The organism is Micromonospora sp. LZ37 (assembly GCF_059359015.1).
In genome coordinates, this window is the sequence record NZ_JCADBL010000013.1 from 160,823 (window position 1) to 186,655 (window position 25,833).

Here is a 25,833-nt window from a genome sequence, read left to right on the forward strand (position 1 = left end):
CCGGGCATGTGGGAGGCGCTCGGCATGGCGTACGACGAACCGGGCCGGACCGCGTCGGGGGAGTCCACACCGAACGTGCCCGCGGCCGTACTGGAGAACGTCTTCGACGACCCCGCCCACGGGGAGCCCGGCCGCGACCGGGTCGCCGTCCACCTGGTCTGGGAGACCGCGCTGCTGGTCGGGCTGGCCGCGCTGACCTTCCTGCTGTGGCGGGCGGACGCCGGCGCCCTGCGCGGCACCGGCCTGCGGACCCTCCTGGTCGACGTGGTCGCGCTCGGCCTGCTCGCCCTCGCCGCCGGGCTGAGCCTGCGTACCGGCGCGGTCAACCTCGCCGTCGGGCCGGTCGCGGTCGCCGCCGCGCTGCACTTCGCCGAACAGGGCGACCGGGGCGCGCCCGCGGCCCTCGTCCCGCTCCTGGTGGCCGCCGCGGTCGGCGGTCTCGCCGTGGCGCTGGTCGTGGTGGTGCTGCACGTCCCCGGCTGGGCCGCCAGCCTGGCCGCCGCCGCCGGCGTGGTGGTCTGGATCGAGCGGCGGGCCGCACCCGTCACGGTGCAGGGCGAGTACGACCCGCGCCGCACCGCCTTCTACCTCTTCGCCGGCTTCGCCGCCGCCGCCGCGCTGGGCGGCATCTTCGGGGCGATCCGGGCGGTCCGGCGGCTGGTCGGCCGGTTCCGGCCGGTCTCCGACCCGGCCCGGCGCCGGGGCGCGGTGGCCGCCGTGGTGACCGCCGTCGCGCTGGTCGGCTCGACTGTGCTCGCGGCGCTGGCCGGGGTGCTGATCGCGGCGAACGGCTCCGGCCCGGTCGTGCCCGGGCCCGGGCTGGACTGGACGGTGCTGGCGGTCGGGGTGGCCCTGCTCGCCGGCACCAGCGCGTACGGCCGCCGCGGCGGCATCTTCGGCACCCTGTTCGCGGTCGGCCTGGTCGTCGTCTTCCTGGCCTGGCTGGCGGCGGAGGACCGCTCGGTCAGCCGCTGGGCGGTCGGCGCCGTGCTGCTCGGCGCCGGGCTGGTGGTGACCCGGCTCGTCGAGGCGTACGGGCGGCCGCGCAGGTCCGCTGTCGAGGCGGGCGAGCTGACCCCGGCCGGCGACGGCACGATCAGCACCGGCTGGTCGCTGCACCGGCCCGGCCCGGCCCAGAACTGGCCGCCCGCGCTGCCGGCCCAGTCGACCGCCACCCCACCCGACCCGTGGGAGGCGCCGCGCTGGGACGCCGGGCCGGACCGCTGGGACGACGACCGCTGACCCCCGGACTCCGCACCTGGTCCCGGCCCCGTCCGGCCGGCCGGAGGTGATCTCGCCGGTTAGGCTCGCGGGCATGAACGGAACTCCTTCCGCCGGCACCGGCCGCAGCTTCGACGAACTCGACGCGCTCTCCACCGAGGAGCTGCGGGAGCAGGCCTTCTCGCTGGCCCGGGAGCGCCGCGACGTGGCCTTCTTCTGGTCGGTGCTGCGGCACCTCCCGAACGCCGACGAGGCCGAGGTGCTCGACGGGGCCCCCAACTCGGTCGGACCCCTCATCGACGAGGCCTCGGCGCTGTGGCGGGAGCTGACCGGTCACGGCTACGAGGAGTCGGAGCCGCTGCTGCGGGCGGCGTTCATCGACTACCTGTCGAAGCACTGACCGGCCGTTCCGCCGGGTGGCGGAGGTTTGCCCCCCGCCGGGGCTCGGGAACTTCCCGCCGCATGGCCCTCACCAACCGCCCCCGGACCGTCAGCGGGCACGGCACCGCCGCGGGCACCGGCACCCTCGCCGCGCTCATCCTCGTCGCAGTCTGCGGCAGCCCGTGGTACGTCGGCTGGGCCGAGACCCACACCGACCCGAACTCCGCCGGTGGCTGGTTCATGCGGCTGCTCGCCTGGCCGGCCTGGGAATTCGACTCCGACGACCCGGCGCAGGGGGTGCTCGCCACCGACCTGCGGGCCATCCTGGTGCTGCTGCTCGCCGCGACCTTCCTCTATCTGGTCCCCACCTCGCAGGTGGCCCGGGTGCCGGGCTCGGCCAGCCAGTTCCTCTCCGGCTGGGCCGCGTACGTCCTCGCCGCCGGTGCCGGCACGCTGGTGGCCACCCTGCTGACCGGCGGCGGTCCCCTGCTCGCCGCCTTCCAGACCACCGGGGCGGGCGCCACCTACGGCTTCTTCGCCGGTTGGATCATCGGTCTGGCCAGCCTCGGCGGCCGGGCCTGACGCGCCGCCGCCCCCACCTGGCCGGGGCGGGCGGGCAGGCTCAGCGCTGTCCGAGTTCGAGGACCCGGGCCCGGGTGAGTGTCCCGACCGGGCGGTCGTCGGCGGTCACCACGACCGCTTCCGCGCCCGAGGTGAGCATCGCGGCCAGCGCGTCGTACGCCGACCCGCCCAGTGGCACCACCGGCAGGTCGGCGGCCGGGTCCGCCGGGGGGTCGAGCACGTCCCGGCCGACCGGGGTCACGGCCAGCCGGCGGATGCCCCGGTCGGCGCCCACGAACTCCCGGACGAACGGCGAGGCGGGCGCGCCGAGCAGGACGGCGGGGCTGTCGTACTGCTCCAGCCGGCCGCCCTGGGAGAGCAGCGCGATCCGGTCGCCCAGCCGGACCGCCTCGTCCAGGTCGTGCGTGACCAGCACGATGGTCTTGCGGACCTCGGCCTGGAGCCGCAGGAACTCCTCCTGGAGGCGGGTCCGCACGATCGGGTCGACGGCCGAGAACGGCTCGTCCATCAGCAGCACCACCGGGTCGGCGGCGAGCGCCCGGGCCACCCCGACCCGCTGGCGTTGGCCACCGGAGAGCTCGTGCGGGTAGCGCCGGCCGAACTGCGCCGGGTCGAGACCGACCAGCTCCAGCAGCTCGCCGGTGCGCCGGCGGATCTTCTCCTTCGACCAGCCGAGCAGCCGGGGGACGGTGCCCACGTTGGTCTCCACCGTCTGGTGGGGAAAGAGCCCGACGTTCTGGATCACGTAGCCGATCCGGCGGCGCAGCCGCACCGGGTCGACCCGGGTGATGTCCTCGTCGCCGAGGAGGATCCGTCCGCCGGTCGGCTCGATCAGCCGGTTGACCATCCGCAGCACGGTGGACTTGCCGCAGCCGGACGGTCCGATGAGCACCACCAGCTCGCCGGCCTTCACCTCCAGGCTCAGCTCCCGGACCGCCTCGGTGCCGTCCGGGTAGCGCTTGCGGATGCCGTCGAGGGTGATCGAGGCAGCGCTGTGCCCGGCGTCGCCGGTGCTCACCGGGGTAACGTCCACGTGTGTCCTTCCAGCTGAGCTACCTGGCCGACCCGGGTAACCCGTGGTTCTCCTGGCAGTACGTGCGGGACAACTCTGACACGATCCTCGCCGCGGTGCGGGAGCACGCGTCGCTGACCGCCCGGGCGGTGCTGATCGCCGCCCTGGTGGCGCTGCCGCTGGCGGTGGCCGCGTACTGGTTCCGGGCCCTCGCCGGCCCGATTCTCGCACTCACCGGGGTGCTGTACACGATCCCGTCGCTGGCGCTCTTCGCATTCATCGCCCCCTACCTGGGCATCGGCGCGGTCACCGTGCTGACCGTGGTGGTGCTGTACGCGCTACTGGTGATCGTGCGCAACGCGGTGGCCGGGCTCAACCAGGTGCCCCCCGAGGTTCGGGACGCGGCCGAGGGCATGGGGTACGGCCGCTGGGCCCGACTGTTCCGGATCGACCTGCCGCTGGCCCTGCCCGGCATCCTCACCGGGCTGCGGTTGGCCACCGTGTCCACCGTCGCGCTGGTCACGGTCGGGGTGGTGGTCGGTCGGGGCGGCCTCGGACAGCTGATCTTCGCCGGCTTCCAGAACAACTTCTACAAGGCCCAGATCATGACGGGGACGCTGCTCTGCGTGCTGCTGGCGCTGGTGCTGGACCTGATCCTGGCCGGGGCGGGCCGGCTGCTCACCCCGTGGCTGCGCGGGCGGGCCCGATGAGCAACCCGTTCACGCAGGCGGTGGTCTGGCTCAACGACCCGTTGAACTGGACCAACCCGGGTGGCGTCCTGGACCGGCTCGGCGAGCACCTCAGCATCTCCGCCGCCGCCGTGCTGCTCGGCTGCCTGGTGGCGTGGCCGGTCGGGCTCTGGCTCGGGCACACCGGGCGCGGCGGCGGGGCGGTCGTGCTGATCTCCAACCTCACCCTCGCCATCCCCACCCTGGCCCTGCTGACCATCCTGCCGCTGACCTTCCTCGGCTTCGGCCGGCCGGCGGTGGTGGTCGCGCTGGCCGTCTTCGCGGTCCCGCCGTTGCTGGCCAACGCGTACACCGGGGTGCGGCAGGCCGACCCGGAGGCCCGGGACGCGGCGCGGGGGATGGGGCTCTCCGGGGGGCAGGTGCTCCGCCGGGTGGAGTTGCCGCTGGCGGTGCCGTACCTGGCCGCCGGGTTCCGTACCGCCGCCGTGCAGGTGGTCGCCACCGCCGCGCTCGCCTCGTTCGTCAACGGTGGCGGGCTCGGGCAGATCATCCGGGCCGGCTTCGGGCTGGACATCGCCGCCGGCGGTGGGCAGATCCTCGCCGGCGGTCTGCTGGTCGCCGGGCTGGCGCTGCTGGTGGAGGGGCTCCTGGCGGTGATCGAGCGGCTGGTCACTCCGCGCCCGTTGCGGCGTACCCGGAGCAGGGCGAGCCGGCGGGCGGCGGACGCGGTGGCCGGAGCCTGAACCGGTCGATGACGATCAGGTGACGAACGCCGCACGGGTTTGTCGGTCGCACCGGGAGGATGTTGGCTGGAGGTACGGGCGGCCGGCCGGATCGCCCGTCGGACACGCGGCCGGGGCGAGGGCCCCGCGCCGGGACACGGAAGGCGGGCACGATGCGCGTACGGACACGGCTCACGGTCGGCGCGGTGGGCGCCCTGACGTTGGCGGGGCTGCTCACCGGCTGCGGGGACGCCGGATCCTCCGGCACCGACGCGCCGGAGCAGGGCGCCGGCGGTGCGGGCTGCGCCCCGGTCGCCGGTGACCGGCTGGTCGTGCTGACCGACGACAAGAAGCTCCAGAACACCGACAACGTCATCCCGGCGGTGAACGCGAGGGCCGCCAACCCCCAGTTGCTGGCCGCGCTGGACAAGGTCTCCGCCGCGCTGGACACCCCGAAGCTGATCGCGCTCAACAAGGCCGTCGACGTCGAGCGCAAGAGCCCGAAGGCCGCCGCCGAGGAGTTCGCCTCGGCCAACGGCCTCACCGCGGGCATCGCCAAGGGCCCGGGCGGCGAACTCGTGGTGGGCGCCGCCAACATCACCGAGAACCAGACCCTGGCGGAGCTCTACAGCATCGTCCTCACCGCGGCCGGCTACGAGGTCAAGGTGCAGACGATCGGCAACCGGGAGCTCTACGAGCCGGCCCTGGAGAAGGGCGAGATCCAGGTCGTCCCGGAGTACGCGGCGACGATGGCCGAGTTCCTCAACACCAAGGCCAACGGCCCGAACGCCACCCCGGTCTCCTCGCCGGACCTGGACAAGACCGTGACCGCACTGAAGGCCGCCGGCGACAAGGCCGGCCTCGTCTTCGGCGCCCCGTCCGCGGCCCAGGACCAGAACGCCTTCGCCGTCACCTCGGCCTTCGCCGACAAGTACGGCCTGAAGACCCTCTCCGACCTGGCCGCCAAGTGCTCCGGCACGGCGACCGTGCTGGCCGGTCCCCCGGAGTGCCCGCAGCGGCCCAAGTGCCAGGCCGGCCTGGTCGAGGTCTACGACTTCAAGGCCGGTTCGTTCAGCTCGCTGGACGCCGGCGGCCCGCAGACCAAGAACGCGCTGAAGACCGGTCAGGCCAGCGTGGGCCTGGTCTTCTCCTCCGACGGCGCGCTGGCGACCAGCTGAGCGTCGTCCGGTCGCGGTCGGCGTTTCGTCGACCGCGACCGGACCCGTAGGGCCGGGAGAAGAGCCTCGCGGACCGTTCCCCGCCAGGACAACTCTCGGTAGGCTGCACAGCCATGCCCGCCCCGGTCCTCCCCGAGAAGCACAACCCGCAGCTGCTCAGCGTCCTGTTCTGGATCGGCGTGGCGTTCGCGCCGATCGCGGCGCTGATCCTGCTGATCGCCGACGGCAACGGGCCGCTGCGCTTCGCCGCGGTGCTGGCCATCATGGCGGTGGTCCTGATCGGCCTGTCGATCGCGCTGCGCGCGGACGGCGGTGGGCGGCCCGTCGGCGACGACCTGCTGGACGAGTTGGAGCAGCTGCGTCGTGAGCTGCGCAGCGAGATCGTCGCCGCGGCCCAGCGCGGCAACCAGGCCCTCGACCAGGCACAGCGGGTCGAGGACCAGATGACGGCGCTGCGCCGCCGGCTCGACGCCGCCGCGGCCGGGATCGCCGCTGCCGCCGGGATCAGCCCGCCCGTCGCCGACCCGGCGGCGGGCGGCGGTCGGGCGCGGGTGCCGTCCGCGGAGAGCCACCATGAGGAGTCCGGCCGGCGACGTGCGGCCACGCCCGAGGAGACCCCGGTCGCCCGGGGCCGGTCCTACGGGGAGGACGACGAGGCGGCCGGCCGTCGCTACGCCACCGAACGCCCGTCCGCCGGCCAGGCCGGCGTGTACGGCGCGCCGGCGCGCGAGGGGTGGAGCGCCGCCTCCGACCCGGCGCCCCGTCCGGTGGTGCGGCACACCGAGACCGTGCACGTCACCACCCGGCACACCGTGGTGGACGGCGCCGACCCCGCCGCCGGCAACCGCTACGGCGGCGGGTACGCCGGCCGTTGGTCGTCCGGCGCGGAGGAGCCGGCCTGGGGCGAGGGCGAGTCGGAGCCCTGGCCGGGACCGGCCGAGCCGGTCGACCGGGGCTGGCCGGACCCGGCGGACGAGCGTTCCCGGGCCGGCGCCGGTCAGCGCGACGACCGGCCCTGGGCGGGGGGTCATCGCGAGGAGCGGCCCTGGGCGGGGGGTCATCGCGAGGAGCGGACCCAACCGGCCGACGAGCACGCCGAGCAGTCCTGGGCGGAGCGGTCGTACCCGGCCGAGGCGGGTTGGTCCGGGGTGCGGGCCGGTGACCGGTGGGCCGAGGTGCGCGACGACGGGCACGGCCGGGAGGTGCGGGTCGGCGAGCGGCGGGCGGAGGTGCACGCCGACGGCGCCCAGTTCCGGGTCTCCGACCGCTGGGCGGCGGTACGCCACGACGAGCCGCGCCGGGACCGCGACCCGGGTGAGCAGTGGGGTGGTGGCGGCTGGTCGGATCCGGCGGACCGGGCGCTGCCGGCCGGCGGGGTGCCGGTGCCGGACGAGTGGCGACCCTCGGGGCGGGGCGAGCAGCCGGCCGAGGAGTGGCGTTCCGCCGGGCGGGGCCAGCGGGCGGCCGAGGAGTGGCGGGGTACGCCGGGCCGGGAGCCGGTGGTGGAGTGGCGCGGCCAGCAGTCGACCGACGAGTGGCGACCGCCGGCGCAGCGGGACCGGCGGGCGGCCGAGCCGTCGGACTCCCGGCAGTGGGGGCCGGGCTACCCGGCGCAGGACGACGTACCGCGCGCCGGCGGGGGCTGGCGCTGACGGTGTGGGGCGGACGGCGACCGGGCCGTCACTTGTCGATGTCGCCGACCACGAAGAACATCGAGCCGAGGATGGCGATCAGGTCGGGCACCAGGCAGCCGGGGAGCAGGGTGGCCAGCGCCTGGACGTTGGCGTACGACGCGGTGCGCAGCTTGAGCCGCCACGGGGTCTTCTCGCCGCGGGACACCAGGTAGTAGCCGTTGATGCCGAGCGGGTTCTCCGTCCAGGCGTAGGTGTGCCCCTCGGGCGCCTTGACGACCTTGGGCAGCCGGGTGTTGACCGGCCCGGTCAGCCGGTCCACCCGGTCCAGGCACTGCTCGGCGAGGTCGAGCGAGGCGTACACCTGGTCGAGCAGCACCTCGAAGCGGGCGTGGCAGTCCCCGGCGGTGCGGGTGACCACCGGCACGTCCAGCTGGTCGTAGGCCAGGTAGGGCTCGTCGCGGCGCAGGTCCAGGTCGAGGCCGGAGGCGCGGGCGACCGGGCCGGACGCGCCGAAGGCGGCGGCGTCGGCGGCGGTGAGCACCCCCACGCCCACGGTGCGGGCCAGGAAGATCTCGTTGCGCCGGATGAGGTTGTCCAGGTCGGGCAGGCGGCGGCGGACCTCGCCGATCGCGGCGCGGGCCCGGCCGGTCCAGCCGGCCGGCACCTCCTCCTTGAGCCCGCCGACCCGGTTGAACATGTAGTGGACCCGGCCCCCGGAGACCTCCTCCATCACCGCCTGGAGGGTCTCCCGTTCCCGGAAGGCGTAGAAGACCGGGGTGATCGCGCCGATCTCCAGCGGGTACGAGCCGAGGAACATCAGGTGGTTGAGCACCCGGTTCAGCTCCGCGAGGGCCATCCGCAGCCAGACCGCCCGCTCCGGCACCTCCATGCCCATCAGCCGCTCGACGGCGAGCACCACGCCCAGCTCGTTGGAGAACGCCGACAGCCAGTCGTGCCGGTTGGCCAGCACGATGATCTGCCGGTAGTCGCGGACCTCGAAGAGCTTCTCCGCGCCCCGGTGCATGTAGCCGACGATGGGTTCGGCGGAGACCACCCGCTCGCCGTCGAGGACCAGCTTCAGCCGGAGCACGCCGTGCGTGGAGGGGTGCTGCGGGCCGATGTTGAGCACCATGTCGGCGCCGAGCTGCTCGCCGCCCGCGCCGGTGCCGACGGTCAGTTCGCGGAGGTCGCCGGCGTCGGTGGTCATGCCCGTCATCGTGCCATGAACGCGGTCGGGTCGACGCCGACCAGTTGCCGTAGCCACCAGTGCCCGCCCAGGCCGGTCGGGTCGGTCAGCTCGGCCACCGCCGAGGCGGCGGCCAGCGCCCGGACGTAGCCGGCCGGGTCGCGGGCGGCCAGGCTGAGCGGCGGTCGGCCGCCGTCGGCCCCGAGCGCCCGCAGCGCCTCCCGCTGCGAGACCAGGGAGTACGCACACCGGGCGACCCGCTCACCGGCGGAGGCGACCGAGTCCATGGCGACGTGCGCGGTGACGTCGGCCGACCCGTCGGGCACCGGCGGCACCTGCCGCCCGTGCCGGTACCCGGTCAACGTCCCGTGCCACGGCCGCCCGTCGCGCAGGTGTCCGTAGTCCACGGCCAGCGCCAGTCCCCGGTCGACGTGCCGGACGGCGTCGGCCCAGGCTTCGTCCCGGGTCCTTCCGATCTCGGCCCGCCCGCCGACCGCGGGGGACCCGGTCGGGGTGGGCCACCACCGGTCGAGCCAGTCGGCGTCGGCGGCGCCGACCGCCTCACCGGCCGTCTCCTCGCCGGTGGCCGGGTCGACCAGCAGGTACCGCCAGCCGTCGGCGGTGGGCACGGCGATGTCCAGCGGTACGTTGTCCAGCCATTCGGTGGCGAGCAGCAGCCCGGTGATCCGGTGGGGGACGTGCTCCGACCATTCGACGCGTGCGGGGAGGTCCGCGGGCCGGGGCGCCTTCTCGACCGCGGTGAGCCGTACCCGGTCGGCGAGCGGAACCGGCGCGGCGGGCGACGGGTCGGCGGAATCCGACGGACGGGCCACGGCCGCCAGCAGCGCGCGCAGCAGCTCTCCTCGACCGGCCCCCACGTCGACGACGGCGAGGACCGCCGGGTGGCCGAGGGCGGCGTCGACCTGGGTGAGCAGGCGGAACAGGGCCGAGGTGAAGGCCGGGGTGGCGTGCACGCTGGTGCGGAAGTGGGCGGCCGGTCCGGCCCCGGACACGAAGAAGCCACCGGGCCCGTAGAGCGCCCGGTCCATGGCGTCCCGCCAGCGCATCGACATCGGTTCGTCCCTCGTTCGGGGGTGCGTCACGGTGCCGACCCTACGGTCAGCCGGTAGGCGGCGGCTGTTCATCCCCGCGCTGGTGGTCGTGCCGGTGCCGCAGTGGTATCCACCCTGCGGCCCGATTTCTCCGGTGGCCCGAGGCGGCCGCCGGAGGGGCCCTCCCGGCCGGTGGTGAAGGTTTTCACACATGCTTGTTCGGGCTCTGTAACCCCGGCGCATACTTGCGGTCGACCGGTACCCCCTTCGAGGACTGGATCGATGCCATGAGCGCACCGCTGCGCCCGCGCCCGGCCACCCGGCGCGGGGCCGCCGCACCGTCGGGCGGCGCCCCTGCCGGCGCCCCGCTCGCCTTTCCCCGCAACCTGACCGTCGGCGTCATCGGCGCCGGCCGGGTCGGTGCCGTGCTGGGCGCGGCGCTCGCCGCCGCCGGCCACCGGGTCGTCGCCGCCTCCGGGGTCTCCGGCGCCGCCAAGGCCCGGATCGCGCTGCTGCTGCCCGACGCCCGGAACCGGTCCGCCACCTCGGTGGCCCGGGCCGCCACCGACCTGCTGCTGATCGCCGTACCGGACGACGCGCTCGCGGGCGTGGTCGCGGGGCTGGCCGAGACCGGTGCGCTGCGCCCCGGGCAGGTGGTCGCGCACACCTCCGGCGCGCACGGCCTGGCGGTGCTCGCCCCGGCCGCCGCGGTGGGTGCCCGGCCGCTGGCCCTGCACCCCGCGATGACCTTCACCGGTACGCCGGACGACCTGGGCCGTCTCGCCGGCATCTCGTACGGGGTGACCGCCCCGGCGGAGCTGCGTCCCCTCGCCGCCCGGCTCGTCGCCGACCTGGGCGGGGTGCCCGAGTGGATCGGGGAGGCCGACCGGGCGCTCTACCACGCGGCCCTGGCGCACGGCGCCAACCACCTGGTCACCCTGGTCAACGAGGCGGCCGACCGGCTGCGCGACGCCGGGGTGGGCAGTCCGGAGAAGGTGCTCGCCCCGCTGCTGCGGGCGGCCCTGGAGAACGCGCTCCGGTTCGGCGACGACGCGCTGACCGGCCCGGTGTCCCGGGGCGACGCGGGCACGGTACGCCGGCACCTGGCCCGGCTGGCGGAGACGGCGCCGGAATCCGTCGCCCCCTATCTGGCGTTGGCCCGTCGGAGCGCCGACCGGGCGATCGCTGCGGGCCGGCTGCGGCCGGTGGACGCGGAATCGCTGCTGGACGTGTTGGCGGGAATCCACCGGGAGGTGGCCGCGTGAGCGTGAGGAGTGAGCCGATCTTGCGAGCCCCGCAGTCGCGAACCGAGGTGGCCCCCTGATGGAACTGGTGCACACGCGGGCGGAGCTGGCGGCGGCGCGCGACGGGCTGAAGGGCACCGTCGGCGTGGTGATGACCATGGGCGCGCTGCACTCGGGCCACGAGACGTTGCTGCGGGCGGCCCGCGAGCGGGCCGACCACGTGGTGGTGACGATCTTCGTCAACCCGTTGCAGTTCGGGCCGAACGAGGACTTCGACCGCTATCCGCGCACTCTCGACGACGACCTGGAGATCTGCCGCCGGGCCGGGGCCGACGTGGTCTTCGCTCCGTCGGCGACGGACATGTACCCGGACGGGCAGCCGCTGGTCCGGGTGAACCCGGGTCAGCTCGGCGAGGACCTGGAGGGGCAGAGCCGGCCGGGCTTCTTCCACGGGGTGCTGACCGTGGTCATGAAGCTGCTCCAGCTCACCCGACCGGACCTGGCCTTCTTCGGCGAGAAGGACTACCAGCAGCTCACCCTGGTCCGGCGGATGGCCCGCGACCTGGACGTGCCGGTGGACGTGGTCGGCGTGCCGACCGTCCGGGAACCGGACGGGCTGGCGCTGTCCAGCCGCAACCGCTACCTCTCCCCGGACGAGCGGCGTTCCGCGCTGGGCCTGTCGGCCGCGCTGCGGGCCGGCGCCGCCGCCGCCGACGAGGGGCGCGACGCCGGGGAGGTGCTGGCCGCCGCGCACCGGGCGTTCGGTGCGGCCGCCCCGGGCGCCCAGCTGGACTACCTGGTGCTCACCGACCCGGACCTGGAGCCGGGCCCGGTGGCCGGCCCGGCGCGGCTGTTGATCGCCGCCTGGGTGGGCGGTACCCGGCTGATCGACAATCTGGCGATCCGGCTCGCCCCCCGTTCCTGACCTCCTCCACCACACCTGCTGAAAGGCACCCCGATGTTCCGGACGATGCTCAAGTCGAAGATCCACCGGGCCACGGTGACCCAGGCCGACCTGCACTACGTCGGCTCGGTGACCGTGGACCAGGATCTGCTCGACGCCGCCGATCTGCTCCCCGGCGAGCAGGTGGCGATCGTGGACGTGACCAACGGTGCCCGGCTGGAGACGTACGTGATCCCGGGTGAGCGGGGCAGCGGCGTGATCGGCATCAACGGTGCCGCGGCGCACCTGGTGCACCCCGGTGACCTGGTCATCCTCATCTCGTACGGCCAGATGGACGACGCCGAGGCCCGCTCGTACCAGCCCCGGGTGGTCCACGTCGACGCGGACAACCGCGTCGTCGCCCTGAACGCCGACCCCGCCACCGCCGCCCCCGGCACCGCCGGCACCCCCACCCCCAACCCCCTGGCCCTCCTCAACTGACCCGACCTCTGGCCGCGGGGGCGGACATCCGGTCTGTCACCGGAAGGTCATTTTTGGTTACCCTGGGCGGACCGTCGGATTGACGGTCGTCGGCTGGGGGAGGCCGCGATGCGCCGAGCGATGACGACCATGGTCGCCGGGTTGGTCGCGGGGGCCCTGCTGACCGGCTGCGGCGCGGGCGGCGGGACCGACGGGGACCTCACCGACGACTGGAAGGCCATGGCGGCCGCCGGGCCGTTCACCCCCGGGGCCGGGGTGTGCCAGGTCGCGGACTTCACCGAGACCGTCGGGCTGGACGGGTACGCGCCGGTGGACTGCGCGGTGGCGCACCGGGTGGAGACCGTGCACGTCGGCGCGTTCCCGGCCGACCGGGCCACCCGGCCGGCCACCGGCTCGCCCGAGTTGCGGGGCGCGTTCGCCGAGTGCGACACGCGCGCCACCGGCTACGTCGGTGACGACTGGCGGGCCGGGCGGCTGCGGCTGGCCGTGGCGCTGCCCACCGTCCCGGGCTGGGCGGCCGGGTCCCGCTGGTACCGCTGCGACCTCAGCGAGGTGAACACCGTCGAGACGGCCGCCGTCGTGGTCACCCGCACCGGCAGCCTGCGCGACGCGCTGAAGGGGGCGTCCCCGCTGCGGCTGGGCTGCCAGCAGAGCCGGTCCGGCCGTGGCCGCGGGGTGCAGACCCTGGTCCCGGTGGCCTGCCAGACCCGGCACGACGCCGAGTTCGTCGGGGTGTGGAAGGCCCCGGACCGGCCGTATCCGGCCAAGGACGCCGACTGGGCGCCGCTCTACACCGGCTGCCGCACCGCCCTCGGCCGGTACGTCGGTGTGCCGGACGACGCCGACCTGCGCTTCCGCAGCGGCGTGGTGGTACGCCCACCCGGCCCCGGCCGCTGGCGGGTCGGTGACCGGGGGGTCCGCTGCTACCTGTGGCTCAGCGACCGGACGGTGACCGCCTCGCTGAAGGGCGCCGGACCGGTCGGCCTGCCGGTGCGGACGAAGTAGCGGACGCCGTAGCCGATACCACTCGTCCCGCCCCCGCCGCCCGTGGTGAGGCCCCTTCGGGTTGACTGTGCTCATGGACCTTCCGACCGTCGACCTGCCGGCCGTGCCCCGACTGCTGGCCGCTCCCGCGCCCGGCTGGGTGGAGACCACCGACGTGATCGTGGTCGGGTCCGGGGTCGCCGGGCTCACCGCCGCGCTGCACCTGCGCGAGGCGGGTCTGCACGTCACCGTGGTCACCAAGGTCAACATCGACGACGGCTCGACCCGCTGGGCGCAGGGCGGCATCGCCGCCGTGCTCGACCCGGCCGACACCCCGGCCGCCCACGCGTACGACACGGAGGTCGCCGGGGTCGGGCTCTGCGACCCGGCGGCGGTGCGGGTGCTGGTGGAGGAGGGCCCGACCCGGCTGCGCGAGCTGATGCGCATCGGCGCCGAGTTCGACCGCAACCCGGACGGTTCGCTGATGCTCACCCGGGAGGGTGGACACCGGGCGGACCGGATCGTGCACGCCGGTGGCGACGCCACGGGGGCGGAGGTGCAGCGGGCGCTGCACGCGGCGGTCCGGCGCGACCCGTGGATCCGGCTGGTGGAGCACGCCCTGGTGCTGGACCTGCTGCGCGCCCCCGGGGACGGCCCGGACGGGCTCGGCCCGGCGTGCGGGATCACCCTGCACGTGCTCGGCGAGGGCAGCGAGGACGGCGTGGGCGCGCTGCTGGCCCGGGCGGTGGTGCTGGCCACCGGCGGGATGGGGCAGGTCTTCTCGGCCACCACCAACCCGGCGGTCTCCACCGGGGACGGGGTGGCGCTGGCGCTGCGGGCCGGCGCGGCGGTGACCGACGTCGAGTTCGTCCAGTTCCACCCGACCGCGCTGATCACCCCGGCCGGCGCGGGCGTGCCCGGCGCCGGGCGGGCCCAGCAGCCGCTGGTCTCCGAGGCGCTGCGGGGCGAGGGCGCCCACCTGGTCGACGGCGACGGCAAACGGTTCATGGTGGGCCAGCACGAGCTGGCCGAGCTGGCCCCCCGGGACGTGGTGGCGAAGGGCATCCACCGGGTGCTGCTGGCCACCGGCGCCGACCACGTGTACCTGGACGCCCGGCACCTCGGCGGTGACCACCTCGCCGGGCGGTTCCCGACCATCGTCGCCTCCTGCCTGGCCATCGGCGTCGACCCGGCCACCGACCTGATCCCGGTCGCCCCGGCCGCCCACTACGCCTCCGGCGGCGTCCGCACCGACCTGCGCGGCCGGACCTCCATCCCCGGCCTGTACGCCTGCGGTGAGGTGGCCTGCACGGGTGTGCACGGCGCGAACCGGCTGGCCAGCAACTCCCTGCTGGAGGGGTTGGTCTTCTCCCGCCGGATCGCCGAGGACATCGCCGCCGGCCTGCCGGAGCAGGCGAAACCGGCGGAGACGGGCGCCTGGGTGGGGGGCGAGGGCTGGGTGGTGCCGGCCGACGGCACGCCGGCCCTGCAGCGGGCGATGACCCGGGGCGCCGGGGTGCTCCGGTCGGCGCGGACGCTGGCGGGGACGGCGGTCACGCTGGGCGAGCTGGGCCGGGGGCGGGGCACGCCGCGCACCGCCGACTGGGAGGCGACGAACCTCATCACCGTGGCGTCGGCCCTGGTCGCCGCCGCGTACGCCCGCCAGGAGACCCGGGGCTGCCACTGGCGGGAGGACTTCCCGACGGCCGACGAGCGGTGGCGGGGCCACCTCGTCGAGGCGGTCGGGGCACGGGGCCGGTTGGCGCAGCAGTGGGAGGAGTTGTCGTGAGGGAGTCGACGGAGCGGACGTTGCGGGTTGGTGGGCTGGACCCGGAGCGGGTGCGGCGGGTGGTCACCGACGCGCTCGCCGAGGACCTGGGCGCGGACTTCCTCGACGTGACCAGCGTGGCCACCATCCCCGACGGGCAGAACGACACCGCCGACCTGGTCGCCCGCGCCGACGGCGTGGTGGCCGGGCTGGCGGTGGCCGCGGCCGTGTTCGAGCTGGTCGGCGAGGTGACCGGGGCGGGTCGTACCGTCGAGGTGTCGTTGGTGGCGCAGGACGGGCAGCGGGTGGCGCGCGGCGACGTGCTGGCCACGGTGACCGGCCCCACCCGGTTGCTGCTCACCGCCGAGCGGACGGCGCTCAACCTGCTCTGCCGGATGTCCGGGGTGGCCACCCACACCCGGGCCTGGGCGGACGCCCTCGCCGGCACGAAGGCGATGGTGCTGGACACCCGCAAGACGACCCCGGGCCTGCGGGCCCTGGAGAAGTACGCGGTGCGGGCCGGCGGGGGGACCAACAAGCGGATGGGCCTGCACGACGTCGCCATGATCAAGGACAACCACAAGCTCGCCGCCGGCGGCGTCGCGCCCGCCTACCACCGGGTCCGGGAGGCGTTCCCGGACGTGCCGGTGCAGGTGGAGGTGGACACGGTCGCCGAGGCGGTGGAGGCGGTCGGGGCCGGCGCGGACTTCCTGCTGCTGGACAACATGTCCCCGGAGATGCTGCGCGAGGTGGTGGCGCGGGTCGGGGACCGGGCCGAGCTGGAGGCGACCGGCGGCCTCACCCTGGACGTCGCGGCGGAGTACGCGGCGACCGGCGTGGACTTCCTGTCGGTGGGCGCGCTGACGCACTCGTCACCGATCCTGGACATCGCGCTGGACCTGCGGGTGGAGTGAGGCGGTCGCTCGCCGGGGCCGGTGGGGTTCGCGGGGCCGGCTCGCTCCTCGCGCTCACCGGCGGCGTCTAGGCTGCGCGTGTGCTGCTCTGCATCGACATCGGAAACACCAACACCGTGCTGGCGACCTTCGACGGCGACAAGCTGGTGCACTCCTGGCGGATCAAGACCGATGCCCGGTCCACCGCGGACGAGCTCGGGCTGATGTTCCGCGGGTTGCTCGCCGGTGACGCCGTGGAGATCACCGGGGTGGCGGCCTGCTCGACCGTGCCGGCCGCGCTGCGTTCGCTGCGGACCATGCTGGGTCGCTACTACGCCGACCTGCCGAGCGTGATCGTCGAGCCGGGGGTGCGCACCGGTGTGCAGCTGGCCATCGACAACCCCAAGGAGGTGGGCTCCGACCGGGTGGTCAACACCCTGGCGGCGTACACCCTCTACGGCGGCCCGTCGATCGTGGTGGACTTCGGCACCACCACCAACTTCGACGTGATCAGCGGGCGGGGCGAGTTCCTCGGCGGCGCCTTCGCCCCGGGCATCGAGATCTCCTTCGACGCGCTGGCCGCCCGGGCGGCGCAGCTGCGCAAGGTGGAGGCGACCAAGCCCCGCTCGGTGATCGGCAAGAACACCGTGGAGTGCCTCCAGTCGGGCCTCTACTTCGGCTTCGCCGGGCAGGTGGACCGGATCGTCGAGCGGATGGTCGAGGAGCTGGGCGAGGTGAAGGCGGTGATCGCCACCGGCGGTCTCGCCTCGGTGGTGATCGGTGAGTGCCGCACCATCACCCACCACGAGCCGATGATCACCCTGATCGGCCTGCGGATGGTCTACGAGCGCAACACCTGACCCCGGCCGCCGCCGGGGGCGGGGCCGCGCCGGCGTCAGCGTCGCCGGGCCCGGAACACCAGCGTCCGGTACGGCAGCTCGACAATCTCCCGCCCGGCCAGGTCCGGGTGGGTGGCGAGCAGTTCCCGCAACTCCCGCTCGACCCGCCGCTGCTGCCGCGGCGCCGAGGTGAGGTGGTACGAGCGGGTCCTGATCATGCCGATCACCTCGTCCGGGGTGAGGGTGGCGCGGTGGGTGAACTCGCCGGCTTCCACGGCGCCGAAGGCCGGGCCGAAGTCGCGTACCCGCCCGACCTGGTCGTCGCCGGTGTCGCCCAGGTGGGCGATCCGGCCCAGCTCGGCCACCCAGTCGACGCGTTCGTCCCGGATGTTCCAGATCGGGGCGAACGTCCCGCCGGCCCGGAGCACCCGGGCGATCTCGTCGTGCGCCCGCTCCCGGTCGAACCAGTGGTACGCCTGCCCCACCAGCACCGCGTCCGCCGTACCGGCCGGCAGCGGTGTCCGCTCGGCGGTCCCGGCCAGGGCGGTGACGCCGGGGGTGACCGCGTCCAGCCGGGCCCGCATCCCCGGGTCGGGCTCGACGGGGAGCACCTGGTGGCCCAGGGCGAGCACGCCGCGGGTGAGGATGCCGGTGCCGGCGCCCAGGTCGACCACCCGGGCGGGCGCGGTGAGCCCGTCCAGCGCCCAGCGCAGGGCGTCCTCGGGATACCGGGGGCGGAACCGGTCGTAGTCGGCGGCGGCGGCCCCGAACGAGAGGGCGTGAGTGGGGTCCGTCATGGCGGGCACGTTATCCGGTAACGGCCTCCTGGGGGCTTGAGTACGCTCGGGGACTGACCCCGCCGATATCTCCCTTCTGAGGAAGCGTGCCGTGACCGAGCAGAACGCCGTTCCAGTCGACCCCGCCGACGACCTTCCCGAGCAGATGAAGGTCCGCCGGGAGAAGCGGGACCGGATGCTCGCCGAGGACGTCGAGCCGTACCCGGTCGGCTTTCCCCGCACCAGCACGCTGGCGGAGATCCGCGAGAAGTACGCCGACCTGCCCACCGACACCGCCACCGGCGACCGGGTCTCGGTCACCGGCCGGGTGATCTTCGTACGGAACACCGGCAAGCTCTGCTTCGCCACCCTGCGCGACGGCGACGGCACCGAGCTTCAGGCGATGCTCTCCCTGGACCGGGTCGGCGCCGAGCGGCTGGACGACTGGAAGCGCCTGGTCGACCTCGGCGACCACGTCGGCGTGGCCGGTGAGGTGATCACCAGCCGCCGGGGCGAGCTGTCGGTGCTGGCGGACGAGTGGGCGGTCACCGCCAAGTCGCTGCGCCCGCTGCCGGTGGCCCACAAGCCGCTGAGCGAGGAGGCCCGGGTCCGCCAGCGTTACGTGGACCTGATCGTCCGGCCGCAGGCGCGGCAGATGGTCCGTACCCGGGCGGCGGCGGTCCGCGCCCTGCGCGACTCGTTGCACGACAAGGGATTCATCGAGGTCGAGACCCCGATGCTTCAGTTGCTGCACGGTGGCGCGGCGGCCCGCCCATTCGTGACCCACAGCAATGCGCTCAGCACCGATCTGTATCTGCGAATCGCGCCGGAACTGTTTCTCAAGCGCGCCGTGGTCGGCGGGGTCGACCGGGTCTTCGAGATCAACCGCAACTTCCGTAATGAGGGAGTGGACTCCTCGCACTCCCCGGAGTTCGCCATGCTGGAGGCGTACCAGGCCTACGGCGACTACGACACCATGGCCGAGTTGACCCGCAATCTCGTCCAGCAGGCGGCGATCGCGGTGAGTGGCTCGACCGTGGTCACCCACGCCGACGGGCGCGAGTTCGACCTCGGTGGCGAGTGGCGTTCGGTGACGCTGTTCGGGGTGCTTTCCGAGGCGCTCGGCGAGGAGGTCACGGTCCGCACCGACCGGGCCCGCCTGGTCGAGTACGCCGAGAAGGTCGGTCTTTCCGTGGACCCGAAGTGGGGGCCGGGCAAGCTGGCCGAGGAGCTGTTCGAGGAGCTGGTCGTGCCGGGCCTGCAGGCGCCGACCTTCGTCCGGGACTACCCGGAGGAGACCAGCCCGCTCACCCGGGCCCACCGGAGCGAGCCGGGGCTGGCCGAGAAGTGGGACCTCTACGTGCTCGGTTTCGAGCTGGGCACGGCGTACTCCGAGCTGGTGGACCCGGTGGTGCAGCGGGAGCGGCTGGTCGCCCAGGCTCAGCTGGCGGCCCGCGGCGACGACGAGGCGATGCGGTTGGACGAGGACTTTCTCCGGGCGATGGAGTACGGAATGCCGCCGGCCGGGGGTATGGGAATGGGAATCGACCGGCTTCTGATGGCGCTCACCGGCCTGGGAATTCGGGAAACCATCCTCTTCCCGTTGGTCCGCCCGGAGTGACGGCGAAGCTTCCCCAGGTCGTTACCGCCTCCCATTGACGCGCCGAGCATCGGGCGGGTTATTGTGCTTCCATTGCAGGAGCACCCTGCTCGAAAGGAATGTGGGACGTGGCCAAGCAGATCATTCACAAGCTGGTCGATGACCTGGACGGCGGGGACGCGGACGAGACCGTCAAGTTCGCCCTCGACGGCGTTCAGTACGAGATCGACCTGTCGAACTCCAACGCCGCCAAATTGCGCGAGGTATTCGCTCCGTACACCGCCCACGGCACCCGGGTGGGTCGGGGTGGCGTGGTCGTCGGCGGCCGGGCGGCGCGGGGCCGGGGCGGCGCCACGGCCGATCGCGAGCAGAACAAGGCGATCCGGGACTGGGCCAAGAAGAACGGCAAGGAGATCTCCGACCGGGGTCGCATCCCGCAGGAGATCGTCGACGAGTACCACGCGTCCCGCTGACCGGGACGACCAGGCGACCCGACGCCGGGCCGGAGCACGACTCCGGGCCGGCGTCGCCGTTTCCGGGGTGCCCCGGACGGGCCTCGGCCGGCGGGAAGATTCCCCGGCGGGGAGGCGTTGTCCACAGGCGGTGGGGACTTCGTCCACAGCCTGTGGATGGGCCACCAGGCCGCCGGAGGGCCGATCGTGCCCCGGGCGAATTTCGCTCTGCGCGTACAGGTCGGGGTCCCGGAACACCTCCTGAGCGCGGATGGTTGGTCAAAACGACGTCAGAACGGCTCGTCGCGGGGACACACGACCTCAGCGGAGTCGGTCGGCGGCGATAGAGTAAGGAGGCACGGACGCCCGTCCTGGACGTCCGCGCACCGGCCCCGCCAAGATCTTGGCTATCAAGGCGCACGGCACGTGAGGAGCACGAGGGCATGTTCGAGCGGTTCACCGACCGAGCGCGACGGGTTGTCGTCCTGGCCCAAGAAGAGGCCCGGATGCTCAACCACAACTACATCGGTACGGAGCACATCCTGCTGGGCCTCATCCACGAGGGTGAAGGCGTCGCGGCAAAGGCCCTGGAGAGCCTCGGCATCTCCCTCGAGGGCGTCCGCCAGCAGGTCGAGGAGATCATTGGCCAGGGTCAGCAGGCGCCGAGCGGGCACATCCCGTTCACGCCGCGGGCCAAGAAGGTGCTGGAGCTGTCGCTGCGTGAGGCGCTTCAGCTCGGCCACAACTACATCGGCACGGAGCACATCCTGCTCGGTCTGATCCGCGAGGGTGAGGGCGTCGCCGCCCAGGTGCTGGTCAAGCTCGGCGCCGACCTCAACCGGGTCCGCCAGCAGGTGATCCAGCTGCTCTCCGGCTACCAGGGCAAGGAGCCGGCCGCGGCGGGCGCCGCGCCGGGCGAGGCCGCGCCGTCGACCAGCCTGGTGCTGGACCAGTTCGGCCGCAACCTGACCCAGGCCGCCCGCGAGGGCAAGCTCGACCCGGTCATCGGGCGCGAGAAGGAAATCGAGCGGGTCATGCAGGTGCTCTCCCGCCGTACCAAGAACAACCCGGTCCTGATCGGTGAGCCCGGCGTCGGTAAGACCGCCGTGGTGGAGGGCCTGTCCCAGAAGATCATCAAGGGCGAGGTGCCCGAGACGCTCAAGGACAAGCAGCTCTACACGCTCGACCTCGGTGCCCTGGTGGCCGGTTCCCGCTACCGCGGTGACTTCGAGGAGCGCCTCAAGAAGGTGCTCAAGGAGATCCGCACCCGCGGCGACATCATCCTGTTCATCGACGAGATCCACACCCTGGTGGGTGCGGGTGCCGCCGAGGGCGCGATCGACGCGGCGAGCATCCTCAAGCCGATGCTGGCCCGTGGCGAGCTGCAGACCATCGGCGCCACCACGCTCGACGAGTACCGCAAGCACCTGGAGAAGGACGCCGCCCTGGAGCGTCGTTTCCAGCCGATCCAGGTGGGTGAGCCGTCGCTGGCCCACACCATCGAGATCCTCAAGGGACTGCGCGACCGGTACGAGGCGCACCACCGGGTGAGCATCACCGACGCCGCGCTCGTGGCTGCCGCGACCCTGGCCGACCGGTACATCTCGGACCGCTTCCTGCCGGACAAGGCGATCGACCTGATCGACGAGGCCGGTGCCCGGATGCGCATCCGTCGGATGACCGCGCCGCCAGACCTGCGGGACTTCGACGAGCGCATCGCCCAGGTGCGTCGCGACAAGGAGTCCGCGATCGACGCGCAGGACTTCGAGCGCGCCGCCCAGCTGCGTGACAAGGAGAAGCAGCTCCTCGGTCAGAAGGCGCAGCGGGAGAAGGAGTGGAAGGCCGGTGACCTGGACGTCGTCAGCGAGGTCGACGACGAGCAGATCGCCGAGGTGCTCGGCAACTGGACCGGCATCCCGGTCTACAAGCTGACCGAGGAGGAGACCTCGCGCCTGCTGCGCATGGAGGACGAGCTGCACAAGCGCGTCATCGGCCAGGAGGACGCGGTCAAGGCGGTCTCGAAGGCGATCCGGCGTACCCGGGCCGGCCTGAAGGACCCGAAGCGGCCATCCGGCTCGTTCATCTTCGCCGGCCCGTCCGGCGTCGGTAAGACCGAGCTCTCCAAGGCGCTCGCCGAGTTCCTGTTCGGCAGCGAGGACGCCCTCATCCAGCTGGACATGTCCGAGTTCCACGACCGGTACACGGTGTCCCGCCTGGTGGGTGCCCCTCCCGGCTACGTCGGTTACGACGAGGGCGGGCAGCTGACCGAGAAGGTGCGGCGTCGGCCGTTCTCGGTGGTCCTCTTCGACGAGATCGAGAAGGCCCACCCGGACGTGTTCAACACGCTGCTCCAGATCCTGGAGGACGGTCGGCTCACCGACGGTCAGGGTCGGATCGTGGACTTCAAGAACACGGTCATCATCCTGACCACCAACCTCGGTACCCGCGACGTCGCCAAGGCGGTGTCGCTGGGCTTCCAGGCCTCCGAGGACTCCGAGTCGACCTACGACCGGATGAAGCAGAAGGTCAACGACGAGCTCAAGCAGCACTTCCGGCCTGAGTTCCTGAACCGGATCGACGACACCATCGTCTTCCACCAGCTGCGCCAGGGCGAGATCCTCTCGATCGTGGACATCATGATCCAGCGGATCGAGACGCAGCTGCGCAACAAGGACATGGGTCTGGAGCTGACCGACAACGCCAAGAAGTACCTGGCGAAGAAGGGCTTCGACCCGGTGCTGGGCGCCCGTCCGCTGCGTCGCACGATCCAGCGCGACATCGAGGACAACCTCTCCGAGCGGATCCTCTTCAACGAGCTGACCCCGGGTCAGATCGTGGTGGTGGACTGCGAGGGCGACCCGGAGGACATCGACAAGTCCAAGCTGGTCTTCCGCGGTTCGGACCGGCCGGCCGAGGTGCCGGACGCCGTTCCGGCCGACCTCGGTGGCGCGGCCACCGCGGGGGCGGACGAGTAAGGACGAAGCACGAGGGCGGCGGCCCCGGACGGCGAGAGCCTCCGGGGCCGCCGCCTTTCGTCATGCCCGACCCCGCATGCCCGACCGCGTGCCCGGCCCGCTCTGCGGCCGGTCCTGGGCGGTCGGACACAGTGATCGAAGCGCTTTGCGGCGTGTCGCGGTTTCCTCGGCGCCGGACACCCCGACATGCCGCCAAAGCGGGGTCGAGAGCCAGCGCCGGGCGCCGGACGGGCCCTGCCCGACGGGCCGGGCCGTCACGACTTGCGGTGTGTCGGGGTGTCTGGCACGTAGGACGCCGCGACACGCCGCAAAGGGGGGAACAGCCTGCGGCCCGGGACCCCCGGCGGGGGGCGTGGTCAGGGGAGGGGGAGCGGGGTGGGACCGCCGTCGCCCACCAGCCGGAACGACTCCTCGCCGACCGGCTCGACCAGGCCGTCCCTGACCAGCCCGGCCAGCGCCCGCGACCGCTGCACGTCGTCGGTCCACACCTGGTCCAGCCGCTGGTGCGGCACCGGACCGGTGGCGTCCCGGAGCACTCCGAGCAGCAGCCCGCGTACCTGGCGGTCGGTGCCGGCGTACCGCTGGGGGCGGCGGGTCGGCCCGGCGGGCGCCTCCTGGCCGGAGGCCCGCCACCGGCAGACCGACTCGACCGGGCAGACCGCGCAGCGCGGCGAGCGGGCCGTACAGACCACCGCACCCAGCTCCATGAAGGCGGCGCTGGCGAGCGCGGCGGCGGCGGGATCGGCGGGCAGCAGCTCCTCGCAGGCGACCAGGTCGGCCGGCCGGGTGGCCGGTCCGGCGTCCGGTTCACCGGCGATCGCCCGGGACACCACCCGCCGTACGTTGGTGTCGACCACCGGGTGCCGCTGCCCGTACGCGAACGCCGCGACCGCCCGAGCCGTGTACGTGCCGACCCCGGGCAGCGCCAGCAGCTGGTCCAACCGGTCCGGCACCTCGCCGCCGTGCCGCTCCACGACCGCCACCGCGCAGTCGCGCAGCCGTACCGCCCGGCGGGGGTAGCCGAGCCGTCCCCACATCCGGATCGCCTCGGCCGGGGTGTCGTCGGCCAGCGCGGCCGGCGTCGGCCAGCGGGTCATCCAGGCGTGCCAGGCGGGCAGCACCCGGACCACCGGGGTCTGCTGGAGCATCACCTCGCTCACCAGGATGGCCCAGGCCCCGACGCCGGGCTCCCGCCAGGGCAGGTCGCGGGCGTTCTCCTCGTACCACCGGCTGACCCGGGTGGCGAAAGTGGGTTCAGTCATCGCGCCGCCGATGATGTCACGGGGCGCGGTCCCGCACGTTGGGCGGCCCGGGCGGGGCGGCGCGGCTGGCCGGTGATGATCGGGCAGAATGCCCGGATGAACGAGCTCGCGATCACCGTCATCGGCCGGGACCGGCCCGGCATCGTGGCCGACGTCGCCGAGGTGCTCGCCCGGCTCGGCGCGAACCTCACCGACTCCACCATGACCCGGCTCCGGGGTCACTTCGCGATGACCCTGATCTGCGTCGGCCCGGCCGCCGCCGAGGTCGAGGCCGCGCTGGCCCCGCTCGCCGCCGACGGCCAGCTGCTGGCCACCGTACGCGCGGTCACCCCCGACGGCGAGGTGGCACCCGCCGGCGAGCCGTACGTGATGGCGGTGCACGGTGCGGACCGGATGGGCATCGTGGCGGCGATGACCCGGGTGCTCACCGACGCCGGCGGCAACGTCACCGACCTGAGTACCCGGCTCGCCGGCTCGCTCTACGTGGTGGTGGCCGAGGTGGACCTGCCGCCGGGCAGCGCCGACGAGCTGGCCGGCCGGCTGACCCGGGCCGCCGCCGAGTTGGGCGTCGGGGTCTCCCTCCGGCCTGCCGACCCGGACCTGCTGTGAGCGAGGAGGAGTACGCCGGTCTCGGCGACTGGACGCCGGCGGTGCTGGCGGTGCCGGGCGAGGTGCGCCCGGTGGTGGCCGCCCCGCATCCGGTGCTGAGCCGGCCCGGCGAGGCGGTCGACCCCACGTCGGCGGAGACCGTACGGCTGGCCGCCGACCTGATCGCCACGATGCGGGTGTCACCCGGCTGCGTCGGCCTGGCCGCTCCGCAGGTCGGGGTGGGCGCCCAGGTCTTCGCGGTCGACGTCACCGGCCATCCGAAGTCGGTCACGCTGCACGGGGTCTTCGTGCTCTGCAACGCGCGGGTGGTCGAGGCGACCCGGTGGAAGCTGGCGCGGGAGGGCTGCATGTCGGTGCCCGACCTCACCGGTGACGTGAAGCGGGCCAGCCGGCTGGTGGTGGAGGGGGAGCTGCCCGGCACCGGTGAGTCGATCCGGCTGGTCACCGACGGCTTCGAGGCCCGCGCGTTGCAGCACGAGATCGATCACTGCGACGGGCTCCTGTTTCTCGACCGGGTGGCCGGCGCGCACGCCGTCTACCAGCGCAAGGTCTACCTGTGAGTCGGCCCGGGCGACTGTCGTGAGTGGAAGGACGTCGGGGTGAGGCGAGCGAGGTCCGGCGCGTCGCGGGGGATCTCCGCGTGCCGCGCGGCTACGGTGGGGGCATCATGCGTCTGACGGTCGGTCCCCTGCCATCCGCCGTGTACTGGCGGCGTCGCGCCGTCGTACTCGGAGCCGGGCTCCTCTTCCTGATTGTCCTGCTGTATTCGTGCAACCGGTCGGGTGACACCACCACCACGCCGGGGGCGCGGTCGGCGCCGTCCGCCCCGGCGGTCGGGGCGTCGCCGACCGGCGCCGCGCCGTCCCCGGGGTCGTCCGGCGCGCCGGACCCGTCGGGTGCCCCGGACGGCTCGGCGGCCGACCCGGCGCCGACCAGCGCGCCGCCGCCGCCCGCCGTGCCGGCCAACCCGGCCGCCGTGGACGACGGCACCTGCACGGACGCCGAGATCACGGTCTCCTCGGTGGCGCTGCCGAGCGAGGCGCGGCGGGGCGCTCCGGTCGACCTGACCCTCAAGGTGAAGAACCGGTCGCAGCGCACCTGCAGCCGGGACGTCGGGGCGGACGTGCAGGAGCTCTTCGTGAAGTCTGGCGCCGAGAAGGTCTGGTCGTCGGACACCTGCGGCACCGGCAAGGGCTCCGACCCGCAGTCGTTCACCCCGGGCTTCGAGCGCACCTACCAGCTCACCTGGAACGGGATGGACGCCAGCCGGTGCGCCAAGGGCGTGGCGGCGGGCCCCGTGCCGCCGGCCGGGACGTACCAGGTCTTCGCCCGGGTCGGCACCAAGCTCAGCGAGCCGGTGAAGCTCACCATCACCGGCTGAGCGGCGGCC

General features: G+C 73.9%; 25 protein-coding genes. 20 read left to right on the forward strand and 5 right to left on the reverse strand.

The genetic code is table 11. The features are described from left to right. Positions 1-24: 24 nt before the first annotated feature. From AC5L3Z_RS24580 to AC5L3Z_RS24590, 3 genes are all read left to right on the forward strand, one after another. Positions 25-1,242, forward strand: a complete 1,218-nt coding sequence (locus AC5L3Z_RS24580) for an ABC transporter permease (protein WP_494845419.1) — start codon at positions 25-27, stop codon at positions 1,240-1,242. A gap of 73 nt (positions 1,243-1,315) precedes the next feature. Then, positions 1,316-1,621, forward strand: coding sequence for a hypothetical protein (locus AC5L3Z_RS24585; protein WP_334521239.1), 306 nt, complete (start codon positions 1,316-1,318; stop codon positions 1,619-1,621). A gap of 62 nt (positions 1,622-1,683) precedes the next feature. Next, entirely contained in the window at positions 1,684-2,184 is a 501-nt protein-coding gene (locus AC5L3Z_RS24590; protein WP_494845338.1) for a hypothetical protein, read from the forward strand. A gap of 40 nt (positions 2,185-2,224) precedes the next feature. Here the strand turns inward: AC5L3Z_RS24590 and AC5L3Z_RS24595 are convergent, their stop codons facing one another. Then, positions 2,225-3,217, reverse strand: coding sequence for an ABC transporter ATP-binding protein (locus tag AC5L3Z_RS24595; RefSeq protein WP_494845339.1), 993 nt, complete (start codon positions 3,215-3,217; stop codon positions 2,225-2,227). A 2-nt stretch (positions 3,218-3,219) separates the two neighbouring features. Between AC5L3Z_RS24595 and AC5L3Z_RS24600 the strand changes: the two genes are divergently transcribed. From AC5L3Z_RS24600 to AC5L3Z_RS24615, 4 genes are all read left to right on the forward strand, one after another. Continuing rightward, on the forward strand, positions 3,220-3,906 hold the full coding sequence (locus tag AC5L3Z_RS24600; protein WP_494845340.1) for an ABC transporter permease: 687 nt from the start codon (positions 3,220-3,222) through the stop codon (positions 3,904-3,906). Beyond that, positions 3,903-4,628, forward strand: a complete 726-nt coding sequence (locus tag AC5L3Z_RS24605) for an ABC transporter permease (RefSeq protein ID WP_494845341.1) — start codon at positions 3,903-3,905, stop codon at positions 4,626-4,628. The genes AC5L3Z_RS24600 and AC5L3Z_RS24605 overlap by 4 nt, the downstream gene beginning before the upstream one ends. 152 nt (positions 4,629-4,780) lie before the next feature. Then, positions 4,781-5,785: a glycine betaine ABC transporter substrate-binding protein gene (locus tag AC5L3Z_RS24610; RefSeq protein ID WP_494845342.1), complete on the forward strand. Its 1,005-nt coding sequence runs from the start codon at positions 4,781-4,783 to the stop codon at positions 5,783-5,785. 113 nt (positions 5,786-5,898) lie between these two features. Continuing rightward, complete coding sequence (locus tag AC5L3Z_RS24615; protein ID WP_494845343.1) at positions 5,899-7,437, forward strand: hypothetical protein; 1,539 nt, start codon at positions 5,899-5,901, stop codon at positions 7,435-7,437. Positions 7,438-7,465: 28 nt separating this feature from the next. Here AC5L3Z_RS24615 and AC5L3Z_RS24620 read toward each other — a convergent pair whose 3' ends face one another. Further along, a complete protein-coding gene (locus AC5L3Z_RS24620; protein ID WP_494845345.1) occupies positions 7,466-8,635 on the reverse strand; it encodes an NADH-quinone oxidoreductase subunit D in 1,170 nt (389 codons plus the stop codon). Continuing rightward, on the reverse strand, positions 8,632-9,678 hold the full coding sequence (locus tag AC5L3Z_RS24625) for an SAM-dependent methyltransferase (protein ID WP_494845346.1): 1,047 nt from the start codon (positions 9,676-9,678) through the stop codon (positions 8,632-8,634). The genes AC5L3Z_RS24620 and AC5L3Z_RS24625 overlap by 4 nt, the downstream gene beginning before the upstream one ends. Before the next feature lie 266 nt (positions 9,679-9,944). On the opposite strand from AC5L3Z_RS24625, the gene AC5L3Z_RS24630 reads away from it, so the two are divergent. The 7 genes from AC5L3Z_RS24630 to AC5L3Z_RS24660 all read left to right on the forward strand — a co-directional run bounded on the left by AC5L3Z_RS24630 (position 9,945) and on the right by AC5L3Z_RS24660 (position 16,790). Beyond that, positions 9,945-10,922: a Rossmann-like and DUF2520 domain-containing protein gene (locus AC5L3Z_RS24630; protein ID WP_494845347.1), complete on the forward strand. Its 978-nt coding sequence runs from the start codon at positions 9,945-9,947 to the stop codon at positions 10,920-10,922. Positions 10,923-10,977: 55 nt separating this feature from the next. Then, complete coding sequence (gene panC, locus AC5L3Z_RS24635) at positions 10,978-11,826, forward strand: pantoate--beta-alanine ligase (RefSeq protein WP_494845420.1); 849 nt, start codon at positions 10,978-10,980, stop codon at positions 11,824-11,826. Between the two features lie 33 nt (positions 11,827-11,859). Continuing rightward, positions 11,860-12,285 (forward strand): aspartate 1-decarboxylase, encoded by a 426-nt coding sequence (gene panD, locus AC5L3Z_RS24640; RefSeq protein WP_494845348.1) that lies wholly within the window; start codon positions 11,860-11,862, stop codon positions 12,283-12,285. 108 nt (positions 12,286-12,393) lie between these two features. After that, positions 12,394-13,290 carry a septum formation family protein gene (locus AC5L3Z_RS24645; protein WP_494845349.1) on the forward strand — a complete coding sequence of 299 codons (897 nt, stop codon included), beginning with the start codon at positions 12,394-12,396 and terminating at the stop codon, positions 13,288-13,290. A 73-nt stretch (positions 13,291-13,363) separates the two neighbouring features. Then, positions 13,364-15,058 carry an L-aspartate oxidase gene (locus tag AC5L3Z_RS24650; RefSeq protein WP_494845351.1) on the forward strand — a complete coding sequence of 565 codons (1,695 nt, stop codon included), beginning with the start codon at positions 13,364-13,366 and terminating at the stop codon, positions 15,056-15,058. Then, positions 15,055-15,951 carry a carboxylating nicotinate-nucleotide diphosphorylase gene (gene nadC, locus AC5L3Z_RS24655; protein ID WP_494845352.1) on the forward strand — a complete coding sequence of 299 codons (897 nt, stop codon included), beginning with the start codon at positions 15,055-15,057 and terminating at the stop codon, positions 15,949-15,951. Before AC5L3Z_RS24650 ends, nadC begins: the two co-directional genes overlap by 4 nt. An 80-nt stretch (positions 15,952-16,031) precedes the next feature. Then, complete coding sequence (locus AC5L3Z_RS24660) at positions 16,032-16,790, forward strand: type III pantothenate kinase (protein ID WP_334521205.1); 759 nt, start codon at positions 16,032-16,034, stop codon at positions 16,788-16,790. 35 nt (positions 16,791-16,825) lie between these two features. On the opposite strand, the gene AC5L3Z_RS24665 is transcribed toward AC5L3Z_RS24660, so the two are convergent. Then, positions 16,826-17,566 carry a class I SAM-dependent methyltransferase gene (locus tag AC5L3Z_RS24665; RefSeq protein WP_494845353.1) on the reverse strand — a complete coding sequence of 247 codons (741 nt, stop codon included), beginning with the start codon at positions 17,564-17,566 and terminating at the stop codon, positions 16,826-16,828. Positions 17,567-17,657: 91 nt separating this feature from the next. Here AC5L3Z_RS24665 and lysS point away from each other — a divergent pair, with 91 nt between their 5' ends. The 3 genes from lysS (at position 17,658) to AC5L3Z_RS24680 (ending at position 22,572) form a co-directional block, all read left to right on the forward strand. Continuing rightward, a complete protein-coding gene (lysS, locus tag AC5L3Z_RS24670; RefSeq protein ID WP_494845354.1) occupies positions 17,658-19,166 on the forward strand; it encodes a lysine--tRNA ligase in 1,509 nt (502 codons plus the stop codon). 107 nt (positions 19,167-19,273) lie between these two features. Next, the gene (locus AC5L3Z_RS24675) at positions 19,274-19,618 is read left to right on the forward strand and encodes a histone-like nucleoid-structuring protein Lsr2 (protein WP_494845356.1); all 345 of its coding nucleotides are present in this window, start codon (positions 19,274-19,276) and stop codon (positions 19,616-19,618) included. A gap of 422 nt (positions 19,619-20,040) precedes the next feature. Further along, positions 20,041-22,572, forward strand: coding sequence for an ATP-dependent Clp protease ATP-binding subunit (locus AC5L3Z_RS24680; RefSeq protein WP_494845358.1), 2,532 nt, complete (start codon positions 20,041-20,043; stop codon positions 22,570-22,572). A 356-nt stretch (positions 22,573-22,928) separates the two neighbouring features. Here AC5L3Z_RS24680 and AC5L3Z_RS24685 read toward each other — a convergent pair whose 3' ends face one another. Beyond that, complete coding sequence (locus AC5L3Z_RS24685; RefSeq protein WP_494845359.1) at positions 22,929-23,834, reverse strand: HhH-GPD family protein; 906 nt, start codon at positions 23,832-23,834, stop codon at positions 22,929-22,931. A gap of 96 nt (positions 23,835-23,930) precedes the next feature. Between AC5L3Z_RS24685 and AC5L3Z_RS24690 the strand changes: the two genes are divergently transcribed. The 3 genes from AC5L3Z_RS24690 to AC5L3Z_RS24700 all read left to right on the forward strand — a co-directional run bounded on the left by AC5L3Z_RS24690 (position 23,931) and on the right by AC5L3Z_RS24700 (position 25,824). Beyond that, on the forward strand, positions 23,931-24,443 hold the full coding sequence (locus AC5L3Z_RS24690; protein ID WP_494845361.1) for a glycine cleavage system transcriptional repressor: 513 nt from the start codon (positions 23,931-23,933) through the stop codon (positions 24,441-24,443). After that, positions 24,440-25,003 (forward strand): peptide deformylase, encoded by a 564-nt coding sequence (locus AC5L3Z_RS24695; RefSeq protein ID WP_494845362.1) that lies wholly within the window; start codon positions 24,440-24,442, stop codon positions 25,001-25,003. The genes AC5L3Z_RS24690 and AC5L3Z_RS24695 overlap by 4 nt, the downstream gene beginning before the upstream one ends. A 107-nt stretch (positions 25,004-25,110) precedes the next feature. Next, the gene (locus AC5L3Z_RS24700) at positions 25,111-25,824 is read left to right on the forward strand and encodes a hypothetical protein (protein ID WP_494845363.1); all 714 of its coding nucleotides are present in this window, start codon (positions 25,111-25,113) and stop codon (positions 25,822-25,824) included. Positions 25,825-25,833: the final 9 nt, after the last annotated feature.